Source organism: Subtercola vilae, from assembly GCF_004923255.1.
Lineage (GTDB): Bacteria > Actinomycetota > Actinomycetes > Actinomycetales > Microbacteriaceae > Subtercola > Subtercola vilae.
The window spans coordinates 1-19371 of record NZ_QYRT01000001.1; the positions used below are offsets into that span (position 1 = coordinate 1).

General features: G+C 66.0%; 20 protein-coding genes and 1 tRNA gene. 13 read left to right on the forward strand and 8 right to left on the reverse strand.

Annotated features, from left to right (window positions below; translation table 11 throughout):
• Positions 1-36: 36 nt before the first annotated feature.
• Entirely contained in the window at positions 37-516 is a 480-nt protein-coding gene (locus tag D4765_RS00005; protein ID WP_136640168.1) for an LpqN/LpqT family lipoprotein, read from the forward strand.
• Between the two features lie 9 nt (positions 517-525).
• Here D4765_RS00005 and D4765_RS00010 read toward each other — a convergent pair whose 3' ends face one another.
• Positions 526-1608: a LacI family DNA-binding transcriptional regulator gene (locus tag D4765_RS00010; RefSeq protein ID WP_237280181.1), complete on the reverse strand. Its 1083-nt coding sequence runs from the start codon at positions 1606-1608 to the stop codon at positions 526-528.
• 121 nt (positions 1609-1729) lie between these two features.
• Between D4765_RS00010 and D4765_RS00015 the strand changes: the two genes are divergently transcribed.
• Complete coding sequence (locus tag D4765_RS00015) at positions 1730-2980, forward strand: MFS transporter (RefSeq protein WP_136640170.1); 1251 nt, start codon at positions 1730-1732, stop codon at positions 2978-2980.
• A 10-nt stretch (positions 2981-2990) separates the two neighbouring features.
• Positions 2991-3686, forward strand: coding sequence for an endonuclease NucS (gene nucS, locus D4765_RS00020; RefSeq protein WP_136640171.1), 696 nt, complete (start codon positions 2991-2993; stop codon positions 3684-3686).
• A 61-nt stretch (positions 3687-3747) separates the two neighbouring features.
• On the opposite strand, the gene D4765_RS00025 is transcribed toward nucS, so the two are convergent.
• Complete coding sequence (locus D4765_RS00025; RefSeq protein WP_237280182.1) at positions 3748-4926, reverse strand: SLC13 family permease; 1179 nt, start codon at positions 4924-4926, stop codon at positions 3748-3750.
• 165 nt (positions 4927-5091) lie between these two features.
• Between D4765_RS00025 and D4765_RS00030 the strand changes: the two genes are divergently transcribed.
• Positions 5092-5784 (forward strand): HAD hydrolase-like protein, encoded by a 693-nt coding sequence (locus D4765_RS00030; protein ID WP_136640172.1) that lies wholly within the window; start codon positions 5092-5094, stop codon positions 5782-5784.
• On the opposite strand, the gene D4765_RS00035 is transcribed toward D4765_RS00030, so the two are convergent.
• The 3 genes from D4765_RS00035 to D4765_RS00045 all read right to left on the reverse strand — a co-directional run bounded on the left by D4765_RS00035 (position 5781) and on the right by D4765_RS00045 (position 7726).
• Positions 5781-6194 carry a hypothetical protein gene (locus D4765_RS00035; protein WP_136640173.1) on the reverse strand — a complete coding sequence of 138 codons (414 nt, stop codon included), beginning with the start codon at positions 6192-6194 and terminating at the stop codon, positions 5781-5783. The two genes, D4765_RS00030 and D4765_RS00035, sit on opposite strands and share 4 nt — an antisense overlap.
• Before the next feature lie 221 nt (positions 6195-6415).
• On the reverse strand, positions 6416-6748 hold the full coding sequence (locus D4765_RS00040; protein ID WP_136640174.1) for a hypothetical protein: 333 nt from the start codon (positions 6746-6748) through the stop codon (positions 6416-6418).
• Positions 6749-6865: 117 nt separating this feature from the next.
• Positions 6866-7726 carry an aldo/keto reductase gene (locus D4765_RS00045; RefSeq protein ID WP_136640175.1) on the reverse strand — a complete coding sequence of 287 codons (861 nt, stop codon included), beginning with the start codon at positions 7724-7726 and terminating at the stop codon, positions 6866-6868.
• A gap of 139 nt (positions 7727-7865) precedes the next feature.
• Here D4765_RS00045 and D4765_RS00050 point away from each other — a divergent pair, with 139 nt between their 5' ends.
• Both D4765_RS00050 and D4765_RS00055 read left to right on the forward strand, forming a co-directional pair.
• A complete protein-coding gene (locus D4765_RS00050) occupies positions 7866-8573 on the forward strand; it encodes a peroxiredoxin-like family protein (protein ID WP_136640176.1) in 708 nt (235 codons plus the stop codon).
• 53 nt (positions 8574-8626) lie between these two features.
• Positions 8627-8842 carry a hypothetical protein gene (locus D4765_RS00055; RefSeq protein WP_136640177.1) on the forward strand — a complete coding sequence of 72 codons (216 nt, stop codon included), beginning with the start codon at positions 8627-8629 and terminating at the stop codon, positions 8840-8842.
• Between the two features lie 329 nt (positions 8843-9171).
• Here D4765_RS00055 and D4765_RS00060 read toward each other — a convergent pair.
• Positions 9172-9258, reverse strand: a tRNA-Leu gene (locus D4765_RS00060).
• Between the two features lie 209 nt (positions 9259-9467).
• On the opposite strand from D4765_RS00060, the gene D4765_RS00065 reads away from it, so the two are divergent.
• The 7 genes from D4765_RS00065 to pknB all read left to right on the forward strand — a co-directional run bounded on the left by D4765_RS00065 (position 9468) and on the right by pknB (position 18577).
• Complete coding sequence (locus tag D4765_RS00065; protein ID WP_136640178.1) at positions 9468-10235, forward strand: FhaA domain-containing protein; 768 nt, start codon at positions 9468-9470, stop codon at positions 10233-10235.
• Positions 10232-10921, forward strand: coding sequence for an FHA domain-containing protein FhaB/FipA (locus D4765_RS00070; RefSeq protein ID WP_136640179.1), 690 nt, complete (start codon positions 10232-10234; stop codon positions 10919-10921). The genes D4765_RS00065 and D4765_RS00070 overlap by 4 nt, the downstream gene beginning before the upstream one ends.
• A 16-nt stretch (positions 10922-10937) precedes the next feature.
• Complete coding sequence (locus D4765_RS00075) at positions 10938-12182, forward strand: PP2C family protein-serine/threonine phosphatase (RefSeq protein WP_136640180.1); 1245 nt, start codon at positions 10938-10940, stop codon at positions 12180-12182.
• A gap of 10 nt (positions 12183-12192) precedes the next feature.
• Complete coding sequence (locus D4765_RS00080) at positions 12193-13578, forward strand: FtsW/RodA/SpoVE family cell cycle protein (RefSeq protein ID WP_237280195.1); 1386 nt, start codon at positions 12193-12195, stop codon at positions 13576-13578.
• A 4-nt stretch (positions 13579-13582) separates the two neighbouring features.
• A complete protein-coding gene (locus tag D4765_RS00085; protein WP_136640182.1) occupies positions 13583-15037 on the forward strand; it encodes a penicillin-binding transpeptidase domain-containing protein in 1455 nt (484 codons plus the stop codon).
• A complete protein-coding gene (locus tag D4765_RS00090; RefSeq protein ID WP_136640183.1) occupies positions 15034-16809 on the forward strand; it encodes a serine/threonine-protein kinase in 1776 nt (591 codons plus the stop codon). The genes D4765_RS00085 and D4765_RS00090 overlap by 4 nt, the downstream gene beginning before the upstream one ends.
• Before the next feature lie 70 nt (positions 16810-16879).
• The gene (gene pknB / locus D4765_RS00095; protein ID WP_136640184.1) at positions 16880-18577 is read left to right on the forward strand and encodes a Stk1 family PASTA domain-containing Ser/Thr kinase; all 1698 of its coding nucleotides are present in this window, start codon (positions 16880-16882) and stop codon (positions 18575-18577) included.
• Here pknB and D4765_RS00100 read toward each other — a convergent pair.
• The gene (locus D4765_RS00100) at positions 18574-19212 is read right to left on the reverse strand and encodes an anthranilate synthase component II (RefSeq protein WP_136640185.1); all 639 of its coding nucleotides are present in this window, start codon (positions 19210-19212) and stop codon (positions 18574-18576) included. The genes pknB and D4765_RS00100 overlap by 4 nt on opposite strands.
• A complete protein-coding gene (locus D4765_RS19345) occupies positions 19209-19370 on the reverse strand; it encodes a hypothetical protein (protein ID WP_162849192.1) in 162 nt (53 codons plus the stop codon). Before D4765_RS19345 ends, D4765_RS00100 begins: the two co-directional genes overlap by 4 nt.
• Position 19371 lies beyond the last annotated feature (1 nt).

Here is a 19371-nt window from a genome sequence, read left to right on the forward strand (position 1 = left end):
CGCCCGCCCCGAACGTGATCACCCGAAAGGCTTTCCATGACGTCGACCCTCACGTTTCCCAGCGACGCGGCCCCGGCGTTCCCGTCGATCAGCCTCGAGCTTCCCGACACGTGGGCGCCGTTCTCACCCTCCGGTGCCGTGTTGGCGGCGGGCCGCGCGACTGAGCACGGCGAGTTTCGCCCGAACGTCATCGTCGCCGTCACCCGCTTCGACGCCGACTACACGCTCCAGACCGCGATCGACGCCCTCACCCTGCAGGTTCAGCTGATCGACGGCGTCGTCGAACTCGGCCGTGACGAGCTGCCCGTGCTCGGCACCGACGGCTTCCGCATCGAGTTCAGCTACTCCGACCCGCGCGTCGGCACCCTCATGCAGGGCGTTCGCCTTGCCCTTCTCGCCAACGGCCCCGTCGTCGACCTCGTGCAGATCACGGCCACCGCCACCGGTGCCCAGGCCGCGACCCTCTGGGGCGAGCTGCGCGACGTGCAGTCCTCGGCGGCACTCACCGGCTCGTAACTACCGTTGTCAACGCGCGACCGCGGTGGGCGGCGCAGCCGTGTCGCCCACGTGCAACCGGCACGTGAACGCCACGTCGGGTGACGCCTCGCCCGCCAGCAGCTCGGTGACCGCCCGCCCCGCCGCGCGGCCCTTCTCGGTGGCCGGCTGAACCATGGTGGTGAGGTCGTGGTGGGTGAATCCTTCGATGCGGGCACCATCGAACCCGACCACCGTCACATCGTGCGGCACCAAAAGCCCCAAAGCTTCTGCCGCGCGGATGACGCCCACCGCGATGAGGTCGCTCTGGGCGATGATGGCGGTGGGCCGGGCATCCGGAGCCACATCGAGCAGCAGCAGGGCGGCCGCGAAACCGTCATCGCTCGACGAGGTCGACGTCACGAACCCGGTCACCGACGGGTACACCGCGCGGGCCCCCTCGAGCCGGTCGCGCGACACCGCCGTGGTGGCCGTCTCGAGGTCGGCTGGGGTGAGAGCGCGCAGCTCACGCCGGGCATCCAGCGGCAGCGTCACGGTCGCAACCAGACGGTGCCCGAGGTCGTACACGTGCTGCGCCATGACGGCCGCGGCCTTTCGATTGTCGAGGTCAACAGCCACCACACCGTCAAAATGCTGCCCCTCGATGGCCACCATCGGAACATTGCGTTGCCGCATTACCGTGATCGACCCGGCAAGATGCGGGCTGCAGCCGAGAAAGATCGCCGCGTCGAACACGGCCGTCTGGATGCTCGGCTCACCAACGCCCGTGGCTGTGAGCAGCAGCATTCCGCCGCCCTCGCCGATCTCCTGCGAGATGCCGTCAAGCGCCGCAATGGTCATCGGGTCGCGAAACGAGTGGATGATGCGGTCTTCGAGCACCACCCCCACGATGCCTGAGCGGCCCTGCCGCAGCGACTTCGCGCGCGGGTCGGGCCCGTAGTAGTTCAGCTCGGCCGCCGCCTTCAGCACCTTCTCGCGCGTGGCCGCCGAAATCGAGCCGTCGCCACTGAACGCGATCGACGCGGTCGACCCCGACACCCCGGCGAGCCTGGCCACATCGGCAAGCGTCGAGCGGGCCGGGTGGCCACGGTGAGGTTGATTGTTTGCACTCACATCCCATAGCGTAGTCGTAGACATTCGAATCGATTCGATTCGGTACCGGATGCTCAGGCAGAGTCGTTCGAATCACCCGACTCTCGCCCCCAGCTCACCCACCCCCAGCGTCGAGGCCCCCATGACTCACCCCACCGACACCGGCTCGTCGCCGGTCGTTCCCGGCGCACCCGTCGCCCCGAACCTCACGGCCTGGCGCAACGCTGTCTTCGTCGTCTTCACCCTCAGCGGCCTCACCCTGGCCTCCTGGATCTCGCGCCTGCCCGCCGTGCGTGACCAGCTGCACCTCGACACCGCGGCCGTGGGCCTGCTGATCCTCTGCCTCTCTGCGGGATCAGTGGTGGGCCTCGTCGCCGCGCCCCTCATCCTGAACCGCATCGGGGCGCGCCGGGGCATCCTGTTCGCCCTCTGTGTGAGCGGTCTGTCGCTCGCCGGCGTCGGTCTGTCGGCCACCCTGCTGCCCTCACCCGGTCTCGCCATGCTCTTTCTCGCCGTTCTCGGCCTCGCCAACGGCGCCCTCGACGTGATGATGAACCTCGAAGGCGCCGGCGCAGAGCGGGCCATCGGGCGCACACTGCTGCCCCTCATGCACGCCTTCTTCAGCCTCGGAACCGTCGTTGGCGCAGGGCTCGGCGCCGCCGCATCGGCCCTCGGCATCCCCGTCTCGGTGCACCTCCTCGTGGTCGCCGTGCTGATTCTGCTCGTCGCCGTCGTTGTGGTGCGCTACCTGCCGGCCGTCGTCGAATCCGACGAGCCTCTCGCGCCCGCACTGCCGCTGAAGGCGCGCATCAGAGAGAGCCTCGCCGTCTGGGCCGACGTGCGGCTGCTGCTCATCGGGCTCATTCTGCTCGGTATGGCCTTCGCCGAAGGATCAGCGAACGACTGGGTGGCCATCGCCACGATCGACGGCCATGGGCAAGACAACACCACCGGCGCCATCATGTTCGGCGTGTTCGTGACCGCGATGACCGTCGGCCGCGTGGCGGGCGGGCCCGTGCTCGACCGCCTGGGCCGCGTGCCGGTGCTGCGCTGGTCGGCGCTGATCGGTGCCATAGGAGTGCTGTTGTTCATCCTGTCGCCGAGCCTGCCGATGGCGTTCGTCGGCGCGGGTCTGTGGGGTATCGGGGCATCGCTCGGGTTTCCGGTGGGCATCTCCGCCGCGGCCGACGACCCCCAGAAAGCCGCCGCCCGGGTCAGCGCGGTGGCCATCATCGGCTACGTCGCGTTCTTGGCGGGCCCGCCGCTGCTCGGCTTTCTCGGCCAGCACTTCGGCATTCTGAACGCTCTCTACGTGGTGCTCGCGCTGCTCATCCTCGCGGCCCTCGCCACCCCCGCCGCCCGCGAGCGCACCGGAAAGTTCTCGCGCCGTTAAACTGAGGCCCGTGCGACTTGTTATTGCGAAATGTGCCGTTGACTACGCGGGCCGGCTGAGCGCCCACCTGCCCCTCGCCACCCGCCTGCTCATGCTGAAGAACGACGGCAGCATTCTGGTGCACTCCGACGGCGGATCGTACAAACCCCTGAACTGGATGAGCCCGCCCTGCACCCTGCAGATTCTCGAGCCCGATCAGGAGCAGCTGGATACGGGCATCACAGAACTCTGGAAGGTCACGCACGCGAAAACGGCCGATCTTCTCGTGGTCTCCATCCACGAGGTGTTCACCGACACGTCGCACGACCTCGGGGTCGACCCGGGTCTCGTCAAAGACGGCGTCGAAGCCCACCTGCAGAAGCTCCTCGCTGAGCAGATCGGCTTGCTCGGCGAAGGCCACACCCTCGTGCGGCGCGAATACATGACCGCCATCGGCCCGGTCGACATTCTCGCGCGCGACGCCACAGGCGCTGCCGTCGCCGTCGAACTCAAACGCCGCGGTGACATCGACGGCGTCGAACAGCTCACCCGCTACCTCGAACTCATGAACCGCGACCCGCACCTCGCCCCCGTCACCGGCATCTTCGCCGCACAGGAGATCAAGCCCCAGGCGCGCACCCTCGCTCACGACCGCGGCATTCGCACCCTGCTGCTCGACTACGACGCCATGCGCGGCCTCGACGATAGCGACAGTCGCCTGTTCTGAATTCTTTTGTTCGCCCTGAATTTTTTTCGCCGCCGCCCTTGCGGCGGGTGCGGGCAGGGGGTCAGGGGGCGCCGGCCGAGAGCCAGAGGGCGAGCACGGCGAGCGGCAGGGTGACGAGAACGGCGGCGAGGCCGAAGACGACGAAGCGCGGCCACGAGATGCTCACGCCGAGGGAGGTCACACGTTGGTGCCACAGCAGGGTCGCGAGTGATGCCCACGGCGTGACGAGCGGCCCGAGATTCACGCCGATGAGCAGCGCAGCCAGCCGCAACGGATCGCCCGCCGCCGCCGGCTCGATCACCAGATACGCCGGAAGATTGTTGATCCCGTTCGCCGCAACTGCACCCACACCCGTGAGCTGCAGCAGCGCCGGCAACGACGTACCCGACCCCGCGACCGCCGCAACGGCGCCTGACAGCCCGTGCACCTGCGCCGCCTCGACCAGCACGAACAGCCCCGCCGCGATACCAACGGCCGACCACGGCACCAGCCGCACACTCAGCGACGACCGCCGCCGCACCCCGAATGCCACCACCAGCACCACAGCGCCAGCCGTCGCCGGAATCCACACCGGCAACCCCGACACCAACAGCGGAAGTAGCACCGCCACCACCACAGCCGACACCACGAGCAGTCGCCGGTCGGCGATGGATGCCCGTTCCGGCACCTCATACCGCCCCCGAACCCCGCCCAGCCGCCGCCAGAACACCCCCGTCAGAATCACGATCGGCACCAGCACCCCGACCAGCGCCGGAGCCCACACCAGCGCCACATAGTCGAACGGACCGCCGAACCGCAGCGCACTCGCCGCCAGCAGTTTCGTCAGGTTCGACACCGGCAGCAGCAGCGAGGCCGTGTTCGCGAGCCACACCGTCGCCAGCGCGAACGGCACTGGCGGTATGCCCGCGTGCAACGCCAGCAGCACCACCACCGGTGTCACGAGCACGGCGGTCGTGTCGAGCGACAAGAAGATCGTGCTGAGCGTCGCGAGCGCGAGAACGAACAGCCAGAGCATCCAGACCCGTCGTCTGCCCCAGCCAGCGAGCCGGTCGGAGAGCACCGCGAACAGCCCGGCCTCCGACGCCAGCTCGGTGACGATCGTGATCGCCACCACAAACCCGAGCACCGGCCCCACCCGTTCGACGAGGGCGAGCGACGAGGGGGCGGGCAGGATGCCCGTGGCGACCACAATCGCCGCGGCCACCACCAGCGCCAACACGAACACCCGTCCCGGAGTCACCCGCTTTCGGGGTTCTTCGTCACTGGGTCGGGCATCCCGGGCCGTGGTCTCTGGGGTCAGGGCGTCATCGTTTATGAACCGATCGTAGTTCGCCCAGGCGCCCGGCGCGAGCCGCGAAACGCCCCCGACAGGGCAGGTAATCCTCGGCACCCTAGAATTGCCCCAATGTCTACTGAAGAGATTTCAACCGCAGCGGTCGCGCCCCACAAACCTTGGTCGTGCGTCTTGTTCGACCTCGACGGAACGATCACCGACTCGGCCCCTGGCATCATCGGCCGCCTCTCACGCACGCTTCTCGCGTTGGGCCGCCCGGTTCCTGCCCCCGCCGATCTCATGCAGTTCATCGGGCCGCCCATCCTGCAGGGCTTCGAGCTCGTCGCCAACATGAACGAGGCTGAGGCCAACCAGGCCCTCGTCATCTACCGCGATCTCGCGGCCAGCGAAGGCCCGCAAGACGACGCCGTCACTTTCCCGGGCATGGTCGGGCTGGTGAAGTTTCTGTTCAAAGCCGGCATTCCGCTGGCCGTCACCACCTCGAAGTCGGAGGTGCAGGCAAACCGCATTCTCGAGCACCTGAGCCTTCAGCACGCTTTCGTGGTCATCGCCGGAGCCAGCGAAGACGAAACCCGAAGCGCCAAGGGAGACGTCATCGCCGAGGCCCTCCTGCGGCTGCGTGAGCTGAACGTCGACCTGTCGAATCTCGTTCTCGTGGGCGACCGCATCCACGACATGGAGGGCGCCGCCGAGCACGGCATCCCGCCCATCATGGTGGAGTGGGGGTACGGCTCTCCCGCCGAAGCCCCCGGCGCCATCGCCATCGTGCACTCCGTCGACCAGCTGCGCTCACTGCTCCTCTAACCTGCAGCGGCCGACGGGTCAGTGCGCCTCAGCTCGGTCTCGCCCGAGACCGGCCCGCCACGCACGTGAACCCGAACAAACACTGCAGCATCACGGCGAGACCGCTCGGCGCTATCGCCGAGCCTCAGCCCCAACACCACTGCGAGTGCCAGCCCACCAACGGCGAGAATCGGGCCGATGAAGCTGCCAGAGGCTTCATTCGACCCGTCGAAACTGGCCACACTTGCAACCCAGGCCGGCAGGTAGCTGCCGAGCACCACCGTCGCAGCGATGATCAGCACCTGCCCGGCGGCGGCGCACTGGCGCGCGTGACTGCGAGCCATGCTGGCCATGGTTCGAGCCTGCACGTCGCTGAGGTCACCCAGCGAACGGCTGCCGATCCACCGGGCCGAGACGCTCTCTTCTGTCACGACCGTCTGAAGCTCACCGGGCGTGAGAAGCTCAAGCGCGTGCGGTCGAAACCGGCTCTCCTCGCCCCCCTCACCTGCTGGCAATTGGGCACGAAGCGCACCCAGCCGTCGGCTTCTCTCCCGCCGAAGCTCTCTCGCCGCCCTGCTGAAGAGTGCCGCCCGCCAGAAACAGACAATACCGATCAGTGAGAGGAGGCCGAGCACCGCCTGTGCTGCCGGGCTCACAGCTGCGCCCTCCCCGAGGCCATCAGCCTGGGGCGAAAGAAGATGAATCGCTGCGCGCTGAGAACGAGCACAATGAATGAGATCTCCACCAGGAGCTGGTCTGTTGCAAGCAACAGGCCGAACCACGGTCGCGACACGACGCCCAGCCAGTTGCCCCACAACAACATCACCGGAATGACCGCACCGCTCACCCCGAGAAGCGCGTAGGCGAAGCCCATGCGCCGAAACGCAGGAGAGTACCCCCTGACAAGGTACAGAGGTTCAATGGGCACAGGCCTGAGCATGGCTGAGACGGTGTCGACCGCTGCGCGAACGTGAGATTTGATCATGGGATCATTTTCGCCCGAGCCACTGACACTGGCCGTGTCTCGCACCGGCACCACTCATCCCCGACACCCGTGCGAGGCGGGGGCGCGCACGTGCGCACCCCACGCCTCACCCCGGCTCTACAGACCCGACAGCTCCGCAACCTCGTCGGCCGTCAACTCGAGGTCGGCCGCCGTTGCCGAGTCGCGGATGCTCGCTGGCCGTGAAGCGCCAGGAATCGGCACCACCACCGGCGCCAACGCCAGCTCCCATGCAAGGCACAGCACCTGCGGGCTCACCCCGTGCACCCCGGCGATGCGCGCGAACGTATCGCCCTTACCGCCCAGGTCTGACGCCCCCGTGATGCCGCCGAGGGGGCTCCACGGCAGAAACGCGAGGCCCAGTTCGTCACAGAGCTCGAGTTCGCCCTGGCTCGACCTGAATTTGGGTGAGAACTGGTTCTGCACTGAGACCAGCCGACCATCCAGAATCTCGTTTGCCTGGCGAATCTGGTTCACATCAGCATTCGAAATGCCAGCCATGCGAATCACGCCCTCGTCGAGTAGGTCGCGCAGCGCCCCAACCGACTCTTCGTAGGGCACAGCGGGGTCGGGTCGGTGAAGCTGGTACAGCCCGATGCTGTCGACGCCGAGCCGTGAAGCCGAAGCCTTCGCCGCTTCCTTCAGGTAGTCGGGGTGCCCGTTGAGAGTCCAGCTGCCATCACCCGGGCGCAGGTGCCCGCCTTTAGTCGCCACCAGAACACCCGACGTGTCGCCGCCGTAGCTCTTCAGCGCCTTCGCGATGAGCAACTCGTTGTGCCCGTCGTCATCGGCGGTCATGTGGTACGCGTCAGCCGTGTCGATGAGGGTGACACCCGCCTCGAGCGCGGCATGGATCGTCGCCACCGAGCGCTCTTCGTCAGGCCGTCCCTCGATCGACATCGGCATGCCGCCGAGCCCGATCGCACTCACCGTGACATCTCCGATTGTGCGGTTCTTCATAGGTTTTTCCCGCTCTCTGCGACCGCGAATCGACCGCATTCGATGCTATGTGACGTTCCGTGACGTGCGCACAGGCTTGACGCGGCCGCCCGGATTACCCTCGAATCCCCACACCAGCTCCGTGCCCCGAAGGAACCCCATGACCACCAACGCTGCCGCCCCGACCGAGACCGCCCCAGCCAGTACCATCCCCGCCAGCATCGCCGCCCAGGTCGCCGAATTCAACACCGGGTTCGAGGCCCAGATCGGCCCCGACCTCTCAGCGGTCTTCGCCGCCGAGCAGGCAGCCCTCACCACCGACGGCATCCCGGCCAGCACCGTCGCCGTGGGAGATACGGTTCCGGATGCTCGTCTGCTCACCCCCGGGGGCGACACCACCACGCTGGCCGAGTCGCTCGACGGCACCCCCGCCGTGCTCGTGTTCTACCGCGGAGCCTGGTGCCCGTACTGCAACATCACCCTGCAGACGTACCAGCGCGACCTGTTGCCCGCACTGCGTGAGCGGGGCGTCCGGCTCATCGCCATCAGCCCCCAGACCCCCGACGGCTCGAAGGCCATCACCGAGAGTGCCGAACTCGACTTTCCCGTGCTCTCTGACGCCTCGAATGTGCTCGTGCGTCAGCTTGGCATCGTCACCGAGCCCACTGCCGATGCCCGCGCAGCCCACACCGCGCTCGGGTTCGACGTGGCCGACAGCAATGCCGACGCGACCGGCGACATCCCCTTCCCCACCGTTCTCGTCATCGATGCCGGCCGCGTGGTCTCGTTCGCCGACATTCACGTCGACTACACCACCCGCACCGAGGTCGCCGCCATTCTCGACGCGGTGGATGCCCTCACGCTCTGATTCCTGCAGGCGCGGGGCGGGGCACGGCGGCGCGGGGCGGCTAGGCTCGCGTCATGACCGAACTCGACCCCGCCTCGACCCTCCGACGCCCCGCCTACGCCACCCTCGTGGCCTACGGCTCGATCGTCATTGCGTTCGGCCTGCTCGTCACCGTGCTGGGCCTCGTCTTCGCTCCCGGGCTCACCGCTCTGGGCCTCGCCCTTGCCGCGTTCGGCGGCATGTTCGCAGCATTCGGGGCGTTTCTCTTCTACTTCGCCGTACGTTCGTAACTCTTCGGGCCCCATGACGGCCGGATGCCCGTTTAAGGGGATGCCCCTGCCGGTTGTGGCGTCACGTGACCACGTCGGGATCGCGCGATCATAGAGTTGTAGCGCCAGAGAGAGCGGCACGAGCGGCCTTGATCTCGGCCGACGACGCCGTGAGATTGACGGGCGCATCAGGGTCAAGCGCCTACGCCGCCCTGAAGCGTCTCGTCGCCGCGGGAATCATTCATGACGTCACGCATCGAAAGCGCAATCAGGTCTGGGCCGCCACCGATATTCTCGACGAAATGACGAGAGGCCCACCGCAGCAGTGCTGCAGATGAGCCTCTCAATGCTGGTGCGCGAAGGGGGACTTGAACCCCCACGTCCTTACGAACACACGGACCTGAACCGTGCGCGTCTACCAATTCCGCCACTCGCGCCAACTCAGCGAGGTTAGCACCCTTGGGGCGGTTTGTGAAAACCGAGGGCAGTGCGTCCACCCGACACTGCACGGCAAAGCGGGCCAATAAACCGCCTCGCATGTCACCCCGCAGGGCATTAACACCCCAGACAGGTACCATCTGACGTAGCATTCATGCCTGCAGAGTGTGCGCGACGATCTGTTGCGCCCACCGAACATGGGAGACGCGTGGGAATACTGGACAACTTCGAGAAGGGTCTCGAACGTGCCGTCAACGGCGCCTTTGCCAAGACTTTTCGCTCGGGGCTGCAGCCGGTTGAGATCGGCTCCGCTCTGAAGCGCGAGCTCGACACGAAGGCCGCCGTCGTCTCGCGCGAGCGCATTCTGGTTCCCAACAGCTTCGTCGTGAACCTCGGGCAAAGCGACTTCGAGCGCATGAGCGCGCTCGGGGCCACCCTCATCGACGACCTCGTGCAGATCGTTCAGAAGCACGCCACGGCGCAGAGCTTCCAGTTCGCCGGCGGTATCAGTGTGACCCTCGCCGAGGTGCCGCGGCTGAGCGCCGGTCTGCTCGAGGTCGAGAGTTCGACCATCCAGCGCGACGTGACGTGGATGCCCGTGCTCGACGTCGCGGGCAAGCGCTACCCCATCACCCAGTCGCGCACGGTCATCGGGCGAGGCCACGATGCTGACATCACCGTCGAAGACACCGGCATCTCGCGCAAACACATCGAGGTGGTGTGGGATGGCAAACGTGCTGAAGCACGAGACCTCGACTCGACGAACGGTTCGCAGCTGAACGGCCAGGCGTTCAAACGAGCCGTCATCGAGCCCGATTCAGTGATTCAGATCGGCCGCACCCGGGTCGTCTTCCGGGTGCTGGCGCAGTCGGCCTCGGCTTCGGCCGCCGGCTCACCAGCGTCGCCGTCGCCCTCCGCACCCGCGCCGGCAGACGGCCCGCCCCCGGCGGCAGAACCGTTCAGGTGGGATCTATGAGTGAACTCACTCTTCTCATTCTGCGGTTCGGCTTTCTCGCCGTGCTCTGGGTCTTCGTATTCGTCATCGTGTATGCGATGCGATCAGACCTGTTCGGGCAGCGCGTTCGCAAGATGCGCGAGCCGAGTGCCGCGCAGTCGGGCCAGGCCGGGCAGGCGTCGAGCCCGTTTCCGCAGAACGCTGCGGCCGCCGCAGGCGGGGCGAGCGCAGCAGGCGGCGCCGTAGCCGGGGCCGCTGCAACTCCCGCCCCGGCCGGCAAAGTCGTCGGTGCCGCCGCCACGAACACCCCGCTGCCGTCGACTCACCCACCGACCCCGGCCCCGCAGTCGAAGATTCCCGTGTTCACCCCCCTCGCCGGCTCGACCGCCGGCGTGCATCCGCGTGCCACCACCAGCAATGCGCACAAGCTGGTCATCACCTCCGGCGCCAAGGCCGGAACCGAGATCGAGCTGGGCGTCGACCCGCTCACCATCGGCCGGTCGACAGACTCGAGCGTGGTCATTCGCGACGACTACACCTCAACTCACCATGCACGCCTTCTGAACTGGAACAACGAGTGGGTCATTCAAGACCTCGACTCAACGAACGGCACGTTTCTCGACGGAAAACGTGTCACCCAACCCACTGCCGTTGCGCTGAACACGCCCATCAAGATCGGTTCCACCAGTTTTGAGCTCAGGCGTTAGGGGCACGGGCAGAACAATGGCGTTAGTGACCGAAAGTGCGGCCGTCTCCCATGTGGGCAAGGTGCGCTCGAACAACCAAGACAGCGGGTACGCCGGGCAGTCTCTGTTCGCGGTCGCCGACGGCATGGGGGGCCACGCGGGCGGCGACGTCGCGAGTGCTCTCGCACTGAACAAGCTGCTCGAGATCGACGGCGAGTACAGTTCGGCCGTCGACGCCGAGTTCGCGCTGCAGGAGGCCATTGTCAGCGCGAATGCCATTCTGGCCGAGGCCGTGTACGAGCATCCGGAGCTCACCGGCATGGGCACCACGCTCAGCGCCCTCGTGCGCGTCGGCCACAGCGTCGCCCTGGCACACATCGGCGACTCCCGTATCTACCGTTTTCGCGACGGCAAGCTCGCCCAGATCACCACCGACCACACCTTCGTGCAGCGGCTCGTCGACAACGGCCGCATCACCGCCGAAGAGGCGAAGGTGCATCCGCGCCGATCGGTGCTCATGCGCGTGCTCGGCGACGTCGATTCGACTCCCGATGTCGACCTGCAGGTCATGGACACCCGGCCGGGCGACCGCTGGCTGCTCTGCTCCGACGGCCTCACCGGCGTGGTCGACAACGACCAGATCGCCGCGGCCCTCGCCGAGAACCCGTCTCCGCAGGCCGTCGCCGATGTTCTGGTCAAAGAGAGCCTCGACCACGGCGCACCCGACAACGTGACCGTCGTCATCGTCGACATCAGCGAGTCGTTCACCGGCAGCACCTACATCGCCCAGACGGTGGGGGCGGCGTCGCGGCCCATCGCGTTCGGCGGTGGCAGTGGTCGCCGTTCGACCCGGATGCCCGGCCTCCGCCTGCACCCGCGCGTGGGCCCCACCCAGCCCTCGCACTTCGAAGCCCAGTCTGACGACTACCTCGACGAGCTCATCGACGAAGACCGCAGAAGAAGCCGTCGGCGCAAGCTCACCTGGCTCATCGGCAGCATCGTCGTGGTGCTCGCCATTGCTCTGGGTCTGTTCATCAGCTACCAGTGGACCCAGAGCCGCTACTTCGTGGGCGAGTCGAACGGCCATGTGGCCGTCTACCAGGGCATCCAGCAGTCGATCGGCCCGATCTCCCTGTCACACGTGTACCAGGAGACGACCATCACCGTCGACAATCTGCCCAGCTACACCAAGTCGCAGGTGCAGAACACGATCAGTGCCGATTCGATCGCCGCCGCCCAGAAAGTCGTGCAGAACCTCGAGCAGGCGGCCGGCAATGGCTGACCCGGGCGTCATGACGATCGTGAACTCCGTTCAGCCCGCGACGGGGCTGCGGCCGCCTCGGCGCATCCGTGTGCCCGAGAAGCTCCGCAACCTCGAACTCTTTCTGCTGCTGTTCTCGTGCGCCATCAACGCTGGGGCCGTGGTCATGGTGCAGCTGGGCGCGCTCGGCAGCATTGACGTCGGCCAACTCGTGCTGCTCGGCGCCGGCCTCTCGATACTCGTCATCGGCGCCCACACCGCACTGCGGTTCGTGGCGCCGAACGCCGACCCGTTCATCCTGCCGATCGCCACGCTGCTGAACGGCATCGGCATCGCCGAGATCTACCGCATCGACATCGAAATGAACCAGACCGGCTGGGACAGCACGGCCGTTCGGCAGGTCGTGTGGAGCGCCCTCGCCATCGCCATTGCCCTCGCCGTCATTGTGGCCCTCCGAAACCACCGGGTGCTGCAGCGCTACACCTACGTCTTCATGGTCATCTCAGGCATTCTGCTGCTGCTGCCGATTCTGCCCGGCATCGGCAAAGAGGTCTACGGCGCACGGGTGTGGATCGGCATCGGCCCGCTCTCGTTCCAGCCCGGTGAGGTGGCCAAGATCGCCCTCGCCATCTTCTTCGCCGGCTACCTCGTCTCGCGCCGCGACAGCCTCTCGTTCGTGGGTCACAAGTTTCTCGGCATGCGGTTTCCGCGCGCCAGAGACCTCGGCCCGATTCTTGTCATCTGGGCTGCCTCGATGGGCGTCATCATCTTTCAGCACGACCTGGGCACGGCGCTTTTGTACTTCGGCCTGTTCGTCGTCATGATCTACGTGGCCACCGCGCGGCTCAGCTGGGTCATCCTCGGCGTCGGGCTCTTTCTGGCCGGTGCCCTCGTCGCCAGCCAGGTGCTCACCTACGTCAACGACCGCTTCTCGAACTGGTTGAACCCATTTGCACAGAGCACGTACGACGAGATCGGCGGCAGCTACCAACTGGTTCAGGGCCTCTTCGGCCTCGCCAACGGCGGTCTCATCGGCACCGGCCTGGGTGGTGGCCAACCGAGCATCACCCCGCTCGCCCAGAGCGACTACATCGTGGCCAGCCTCGGCGAAGAGCTCGGTATGGCGGGCCTGTTCGCCATCCTCAGCCTCTACCTGCTGTTCATCGCCAGGGGCCTTCGCATCAGCTTCTCTGGCACCGACGATTTCAGCCGCCTGCTCGGTATCGGCCTCACATTCGTCATCGCCCTGCAGTGCTTCATCGTTGTCGGGGGCGTCACCCGCGTCATCCCCCTCACCGGCCTCACCACACCCTTCCTCGCCGCCGGCGGCTCGTCTCTGGTGGCCAACTGGATGATCGTGGCCCTCCTGCTGCGGCTCTCAGACACAGTGCGCAATCAGCCAAGGCTGGTGGTCTAGGGCAATGAACCGTGAACTCAAACGCGTGACCATCGTCATTCTGGCCATGTTCGCCGCCCTCTTCGTCTCGGTCACGACCATCCAGTTCTTTTCAGCGGATGCCCTGGCGAACGATGCTCGCAACGCTCGCACCATCAACGCGAGCTACTCGAAGCAGCGCGGGCCCATCCTTGTCGCCGGCCAACCGATCGCCCAGTCGGTGCCCTCGAACGACCAGTACAAGTATCAGCGCACCTACACGAACGGCCCGCTCTACAGCGCAGTGACCGGTTATTTCACACTCGACCAGGGCACCACCGGCATCGAGAGCGCCATGAATCAGGAGCTGAGCGGCACGTCAGACTCGCAGTTTCTCAGCCAGCTCAACAGCATCGTGACCGGTCAGAACCCGCAGGGCGCGTCGGTCGAACTCACCATCGACCCCAAGGTGCAGCAGGCCGCCTACGACGCCCTCGGCAGTCTGAAAGGCGCCGTCATCGCCGTCGACCCGAAGACCGGCCGCATTCTCGCTATGGTGTCAAAGCCCGATTACGACCCGAACATTCTGGCGGTGCACGACACCGACAAGGTCATCAGCACCTACAACGACTTGTTGAACAACGCGAATTCGCCCCTCATCAACCGCACCCTCGACGGCGACCTCGACCCGCCCGGTTCGACCTTCAAGATCGTCACCTCATCGACCGCACTGCAGGCCGCCGGCCTCAGCGCCGACTATCAGCTGCCGAATCTCGACGGCTACCCGCTGCCGGGCAGCTCGTCGATTGTGCACAACGCGGGCGGTGGCACCTGCGGGCCCGGCGCCACCGTGAGCATCCAGACCGCCTTCGTGCTCTCGTGCAACATTCCGATGGCCGAACTCGGCGTACAGATCGGTCGGCAGAAGCTCACCGACATGGCGAAGGCCTACGGCTACACCACCAGTTTCGACTCACCCATCCCCGTCGAAGCCAGCCAGTTTCCGAACATCGGCGACGATGCCCAGCTCGCACTCTCGTCGTTCGGCCAGGCGAGCGTTCGCTCGAGCCCCATGCAGATCGTCGAACAGTCGATGGCGGTAGCGAACGGCGGGGTGATCATGCAACCGAACCTCGTCGACAGCGTTCGGGCACCCGACCTCACCGTTCTGAAGCAGTTCGAGGCGAAAACCCTCCAAACCCCCATCACTTCTATAACAGCTTCGACACTTTCGTCGTGGATGGTCGAGGCTGTCGATTCGGGCGCGGCGACTAATGCAAGAATAGATGGAGTCAAAGTGGCCGGCAAAACAGGAACTGCAGAGAACGGGGCGGGCGACCCGTACACCCTGTGGTTTACAGGTTTCGCTCCTGCAGACAACCCTCAGGTTGCGGTTGCAGTGGTGGTACAGAATGGCGGCGGACTAGGCGAATCCGGGACGGGCAACGATGTTGCTGCCCCGATCGCCAAAAAAGTACTTGAGGCGGTGCTGAATAAATGAGACCCACAGCAGGGCTCACCTTCGGGGGAAGGTACGAGCTGTCGACGCGTATCGCGATCGGCGGCATGGGCGAGGTGTGGCAGGCGACCGACTTGGTCATCGGCCGCAATGTCGCCATCAAGATCTTGAAAGACGAGTATCTCGGCGACCCCGGGTTTCTCGAGCGTTTTCGCGCTGAAGCGCGCCACGCTGCCCTCGTGAACCACGAAGGCATTGCGAACGTCTTCGACTACGGAGAAGAAGAGGGCAGCGCGTACCTGGTCATGGAACTCGTGCCGGGCGAAGCCCTGTCGGTCATCCTCGACCGTGAGCACGTGCTGTCGACCGACCGCGTTCTCGACATCATCGCCCAGACCGCGTCGGCCCTGCAGGCCGCTCACAACGCCGGCCTCGTTCACCGTGACATCAAGCCGGGCAACCTGCTGATCACGCCGGATGGCCGGGTCAAGATCACCGACTTCGGAATCGCCCGCATCGCCGACCAGGTTCCGCTCACCGCCACCGGGCAGGTCATGGGTACGGTGCAGTACCTCTCGCCCGAACAGGCCAGCGGCCAGTCGGCGTCGTCGACCACCGATATCTACTCTCTCGGAATCGTCGCCTACGAGTGCCTCGCGGGCAAGCGTCCGTTCAGCGGCGAGTCGCAGGTAGCCATTGCGATGGCCCAGATCAACGATGTTCCGCCCGACCTGCCCGTCACCATCGCCGAGCCGGTGCGCAATCTCGTATTCTCGTGCATCGCCAAGAAGCCAGCAGACCGGCCCGCCTCGACGGCCGCCCTCGCGCGTGCTGCGACGGCGCTTCGCCAGGGTGATGTCGCCCTGGCTGCTGCCGCTGTGCCCGCCGTTCTCGGCAACCGCGCCGCACCGATCGACACCGCCACCATGCTCATGCCGTCAGCTGGCGCAACCCAGGCGACCACCGTGCTCGGCATGGCTGGCGCGGGTGCCACAGTGGCCAATCCGTTGGCCTTCCCGCCCGACGAGAACATCGACGGCGAGGTCGTACCCACGAAGAAGCGTTCTCCGTGGACCTGGCCGCTCATCGTTCTGATCATCATTCTCGCTCTGGTACTGGCGGGCACCATCTACGCTCTCGCCACGGGCAACAAGACGAGCACGCCGGTAACCTCCAGCGCGCCGCCCAGCTCGAGCGCTCCGGCAACACCCAGTAAGACACCCACACCCACGCCCACCGCCACCTCGAACACGGTGGTTGTGAACGACAAAGACCTCATCGGCAAGACCTTCGATGCGGCCTCTGCCATCCTCGTCGGCCAGGGTCTCAGCGCCAATCGCGTGGTGAAGAACGCGGCTCCGAGCGCCGACATGGTCGATGTCGTCTATCAGGCCACCCCTGTCGGCAACATCGCCAAGGGTACCACCGTCGACCTCACCGTCTACGGCGATGCCGTCGCACCGCCCGCGCCCACCTCGACTCCCACGTCGACACCGGCCAAGGTCAGCACCAATGCCACCTTCGTGGTGTCATGGGCCGCGTACAGCTGCCCGTCGGGGTACAACCTGACGAGCTACGACCTCGATGCAGGCGGCGCAACGGTCGCCATCGCCCCCGGCACCAATCCGGCTGCAACCCTCATCGCTCCCGCCGTGGCTGAGACCATCAACATCTCGTACAAGGTGACCTGCTCGGCAACCGGAGCGTCGAGCGGTCTGCAGTCGGCCTCGTCACCTGCTCTGGCGCTCGTCATCACTGCTCCGGCAACCACACCCCCGACGACAAGTGCGACTCCCGCACCTCTGGCACCCTGAACCCAACCGCTTCCGCTCATCCAACACCTACCGACCCTGGTTCACCGCCAGCAGACCCTGGAGCTCTACTGTGACCGATGACAATCGCCTGCTCGCCGGGCGATACCGCATCGGCGACATCATCGGGCGCGGCGGAATGTCGAACGTGTACGTCGGTCGCGACGAGCGCCTCGGTAGACCGGTGGCCATCAAGCTGCTGAAGTCGTCGCTCGCCGGCGACCCCATCTTCCGCACGCGGTTCAGGCAAGAAGCCCAGGCGGCCTCGCGCATGGCTCATCCCACCATCGTGCGGGTGTTCGATGCCGGAGAAGAGCGGGTGGCCGAACCCGGCGGCAGTGAAGCGATCGTGCCGTTCATTGTGATGGAGTATGTGCAGGGCATCCTGCTGAAAGATCTCATCAGGCAGGGGCCGGTCGACCCCGCCGAGGCCGTGCGCATCACCGACGGTATTCTCACGGCGCTCGAGTACTCGCACCGGGCCGGGGTCGTTCACCGCGACATCAAACCGGGCAACATCATGCTCACCCACTCAGGCCAGGTGAAGGTAATGGATTTCGGCATCGCCCGGGCCATCTCCGACTCGTCGGCAACCGTGGCGCAGACCACCGCCATTCTGGGCACGGCGCAGTACTTCTCGCCCGAACAGGCGCGCGGCGAGTCAGTGGATGCTCGAACCGACCTCTACTCCACCGGCATCGTGCTGTTCGAACTTCTCACCGGGCGTGCGCCCTTCCGCGGCGAGACCCCCGTGGCCGTGGCGTACCAGCACGTGAGCGAGGCACCGGTGTCGCCCAGCTCGATCAACCCGAAAGTGTCACCCGCACTCGACCAGGTGGTTGCTCACGCCCTGGCCAAAGACCGGTTCGCGCGCTTCCAGAGCGCCGCCGACTTCAAGATCGACCTGCAGATCGCCGGCGCCGGAAAGATCCCCTCCAAACGACTGCCGGCCGAAGATTTTCAGGCCTCCCTCTTCGGGGCACCCCCCACTCTCACTGCCGGCTCTGATGCCGCTCTCACCCAGTTGGCGGGAGACGACGAATACGCCGTTCGAACCCAGTCCAGGCCACCGGTCATCTGGATCTGGGCGGGTATCGCCAGCGTCGCCGTGATTCTCGTCGCGATTCTGTTCTGGGTGGTCGGGCTCCGCGAGACCACAATCATTCCCGACTCGTCGCGCATCATTCCGGTGGTCACAGGCCAAACGTACGACAGTGCGAACTCCACACTGCAGCAACTGAACCTCGTCACGCAGCGGTTCAACGAGAACAGCCCCACGGTTCCCGAGGGCGAGGTCATTCGCACCGACCCGCCGTCGGGCACGGTCGTGCAGCCGCAGGCCATCATCGGCATCTACGTGTCACTCGGCAAGAAGACCGTGCTGATCCCCGACCAGGCCGGGTCGACCGTCACGGCGGCAACCCCGAAGATGACGGCCCTCGGGCTGATCGTCGGCTCAACGAGCAAAGAGAACTCTGCCACCGTCGCGGCCGATGTCATCATTCGCACAGACCCCGCTGCCGGCGCATCGAGTTTTGTCGGCGACACGGTCAACTTCGTGGTGTCGAACGGGCTCGTGACGGTTCCGAACGTCGTGAACCAACCACTCACCTCAGCTACCTCGACGCTGTCTGCGTTGAATCTCACGGTCACGGCAGCGGTAGACCCGTCGTGCAAGACGGCATCATCGAACCCTGTGACGAAACAGTCTCTGGCCGCCGGTGACAGACCCCAGGGTTCAGCTGTCACCTTGACCTACTGCACGGGCTAGACCGCGCGCACGAGTGGGTTGAGCGGCACGGCCGCCGCTCTCGCCGAGGTGAGACCGGCCGTCGCCAACCAGTTCGCCAGCATCACATAACCACCCTCGGTCAGCACCGACTCCGGGTGAAACTGAACGCCGAAGATCGGTGCACTGGCGTGCCTCAGGCCCATGATGACCCCACCTTCGGTGCGCGACGTCACCACCAGTGTTGCTGGCACGGTGCCGTCGACCACCGCCAGGGAGTGGTACCGGGTGGCCGTGAAGTTCTGGGCGACACCGTCGTAGAAGAGGCTCTCGTCGTGAACGATGACCGACGTCTTGCCGTGCATGAGTTCTTCAGCGTTCGTCACAGTGGCGCCCATCGCCTCGGCGATGGCCTGGTGGCCGAGGCACACCCCGAGCAGCGGGGTGTGCCTCGCCAGCGCGGCTCGTACCACGGCAATGGAGACGCCGGCTTCTGACGGCTTGCCAGGCCCGGGTGAGATGAGCACCGCATCATAGGCGCCGAGCACCGTCGCCGCTTCTGCGTCGGTGAAGGCGTCGTTGCGAACGACAGTGGTCTCTGCCCCGAGTTGGTGCAGGTAGCCGTTCAGCGTGTAGACGAAGCTGTCGTAGTTGTCGATGACGAGAACGTGGGTCATTGGTCAACCGTAACGGGTTGCGAGGGTGTCAACAGATTGTCGACGAGCGGAAAAACCCACGTCGACAGCGCGAACAGCAGCACGGCGATGCCTACGAGCAGAATCAGGATACGGGCCCACAGGGGCCCCGGTAGAACGCGCCACAGAGCGGAGTACACG

Bases quoted from the DNA above. Each gene is read 5' to 3' on its own strand.
- D4765_RS00005 (WP_136640168.1), top strand. From the start codon at position 37: ATGACGTCGACCCTCACGTTTCCCAGCGACGCGGCCCCGGCGTTCCCG.
- D4765_RS00015 (WP_136640170.1), top strand. From the start codon at position 1,730: ATGACTCACCCCACCGACACCGGCTCGTCGCCGGTCGTTCCCGGCGCA.
- D4765_RS00030 (WP_136640172.1), top strand. From the start codon at position 5,092: ATGTCTACTGAAGAGATTTCAACCGCAGCGGTCGCGCCCCACAAACCT.
- D4765_RS00040 (WP_136640174.1), bottom strand. From the start codon at position 6,748: ATGATCAAATCTCACGTTCGCGCAGCGGTCGACACCGTCTCAGCCATG.
- D4765_RS00045 (WP_136640175.1), bottom strand. From the start codon at position 7,726: ATGAAGAACCGCACAATCGGAGATGTCACGGTGAGTGCGATCGGGCTC.
- D4765_RS00050 (WP_136640176.1), top strand. From the start codon at position 7,866: ATGACCACCAACGCTGCCGCCCCGACCGAGACCGCCCCAGCCAGTACC.
- D4765_RS00055 (WP_136640177.1), top strand. From the start codon at position 8,627: ATGACCGAACTCGACCCCGCCTCGACCCTCCGACGCCCCGCCTACGCC.
- D4765_RS00070 (WP_136640179.1), top strand. From the start codon at position 10,232: ATGAGTGAACTCACTCTTCTCATTCTGCGGTTCGGCTTTCTCGCCGTG.
- D4765_RS00075 (WP_136640180.1), top strand. From the start codon at position 10,938: ATGGCGTTAGTGACCGAAAGTGCGGCCGTCTCCCATGTGGGCAAGGTG.
- D4765_RS00080 (WP_237280195.1), top strand. From the start codon at position 12,193: ATGACGATCGTGAACTCCGTTCAGCCCGCGACGGGGCTGCGGCCGCCT.
- D4765_RS00085 (WP_136640182.1), top strand. From the start codon at position 13,583: ATGAACCGTGAACTCAAACGCGTGACCATCGTCATTCTGGCCATGTTC.
- D4765_RS00090 (WP_136640183.1), top strand. From the start codon at position 15,034: ATGAGACCCACAGCAGGGCTCACCTTCGGGGGAAGGTACGAGCTGTCG.
- D4765_RS00100 (WP_136640185.1), bottom strand. From the start codon at position 19,212: ATGACCCACGTTCTCGTCATCGACAACTACGACAGCTTCGTCTACACG.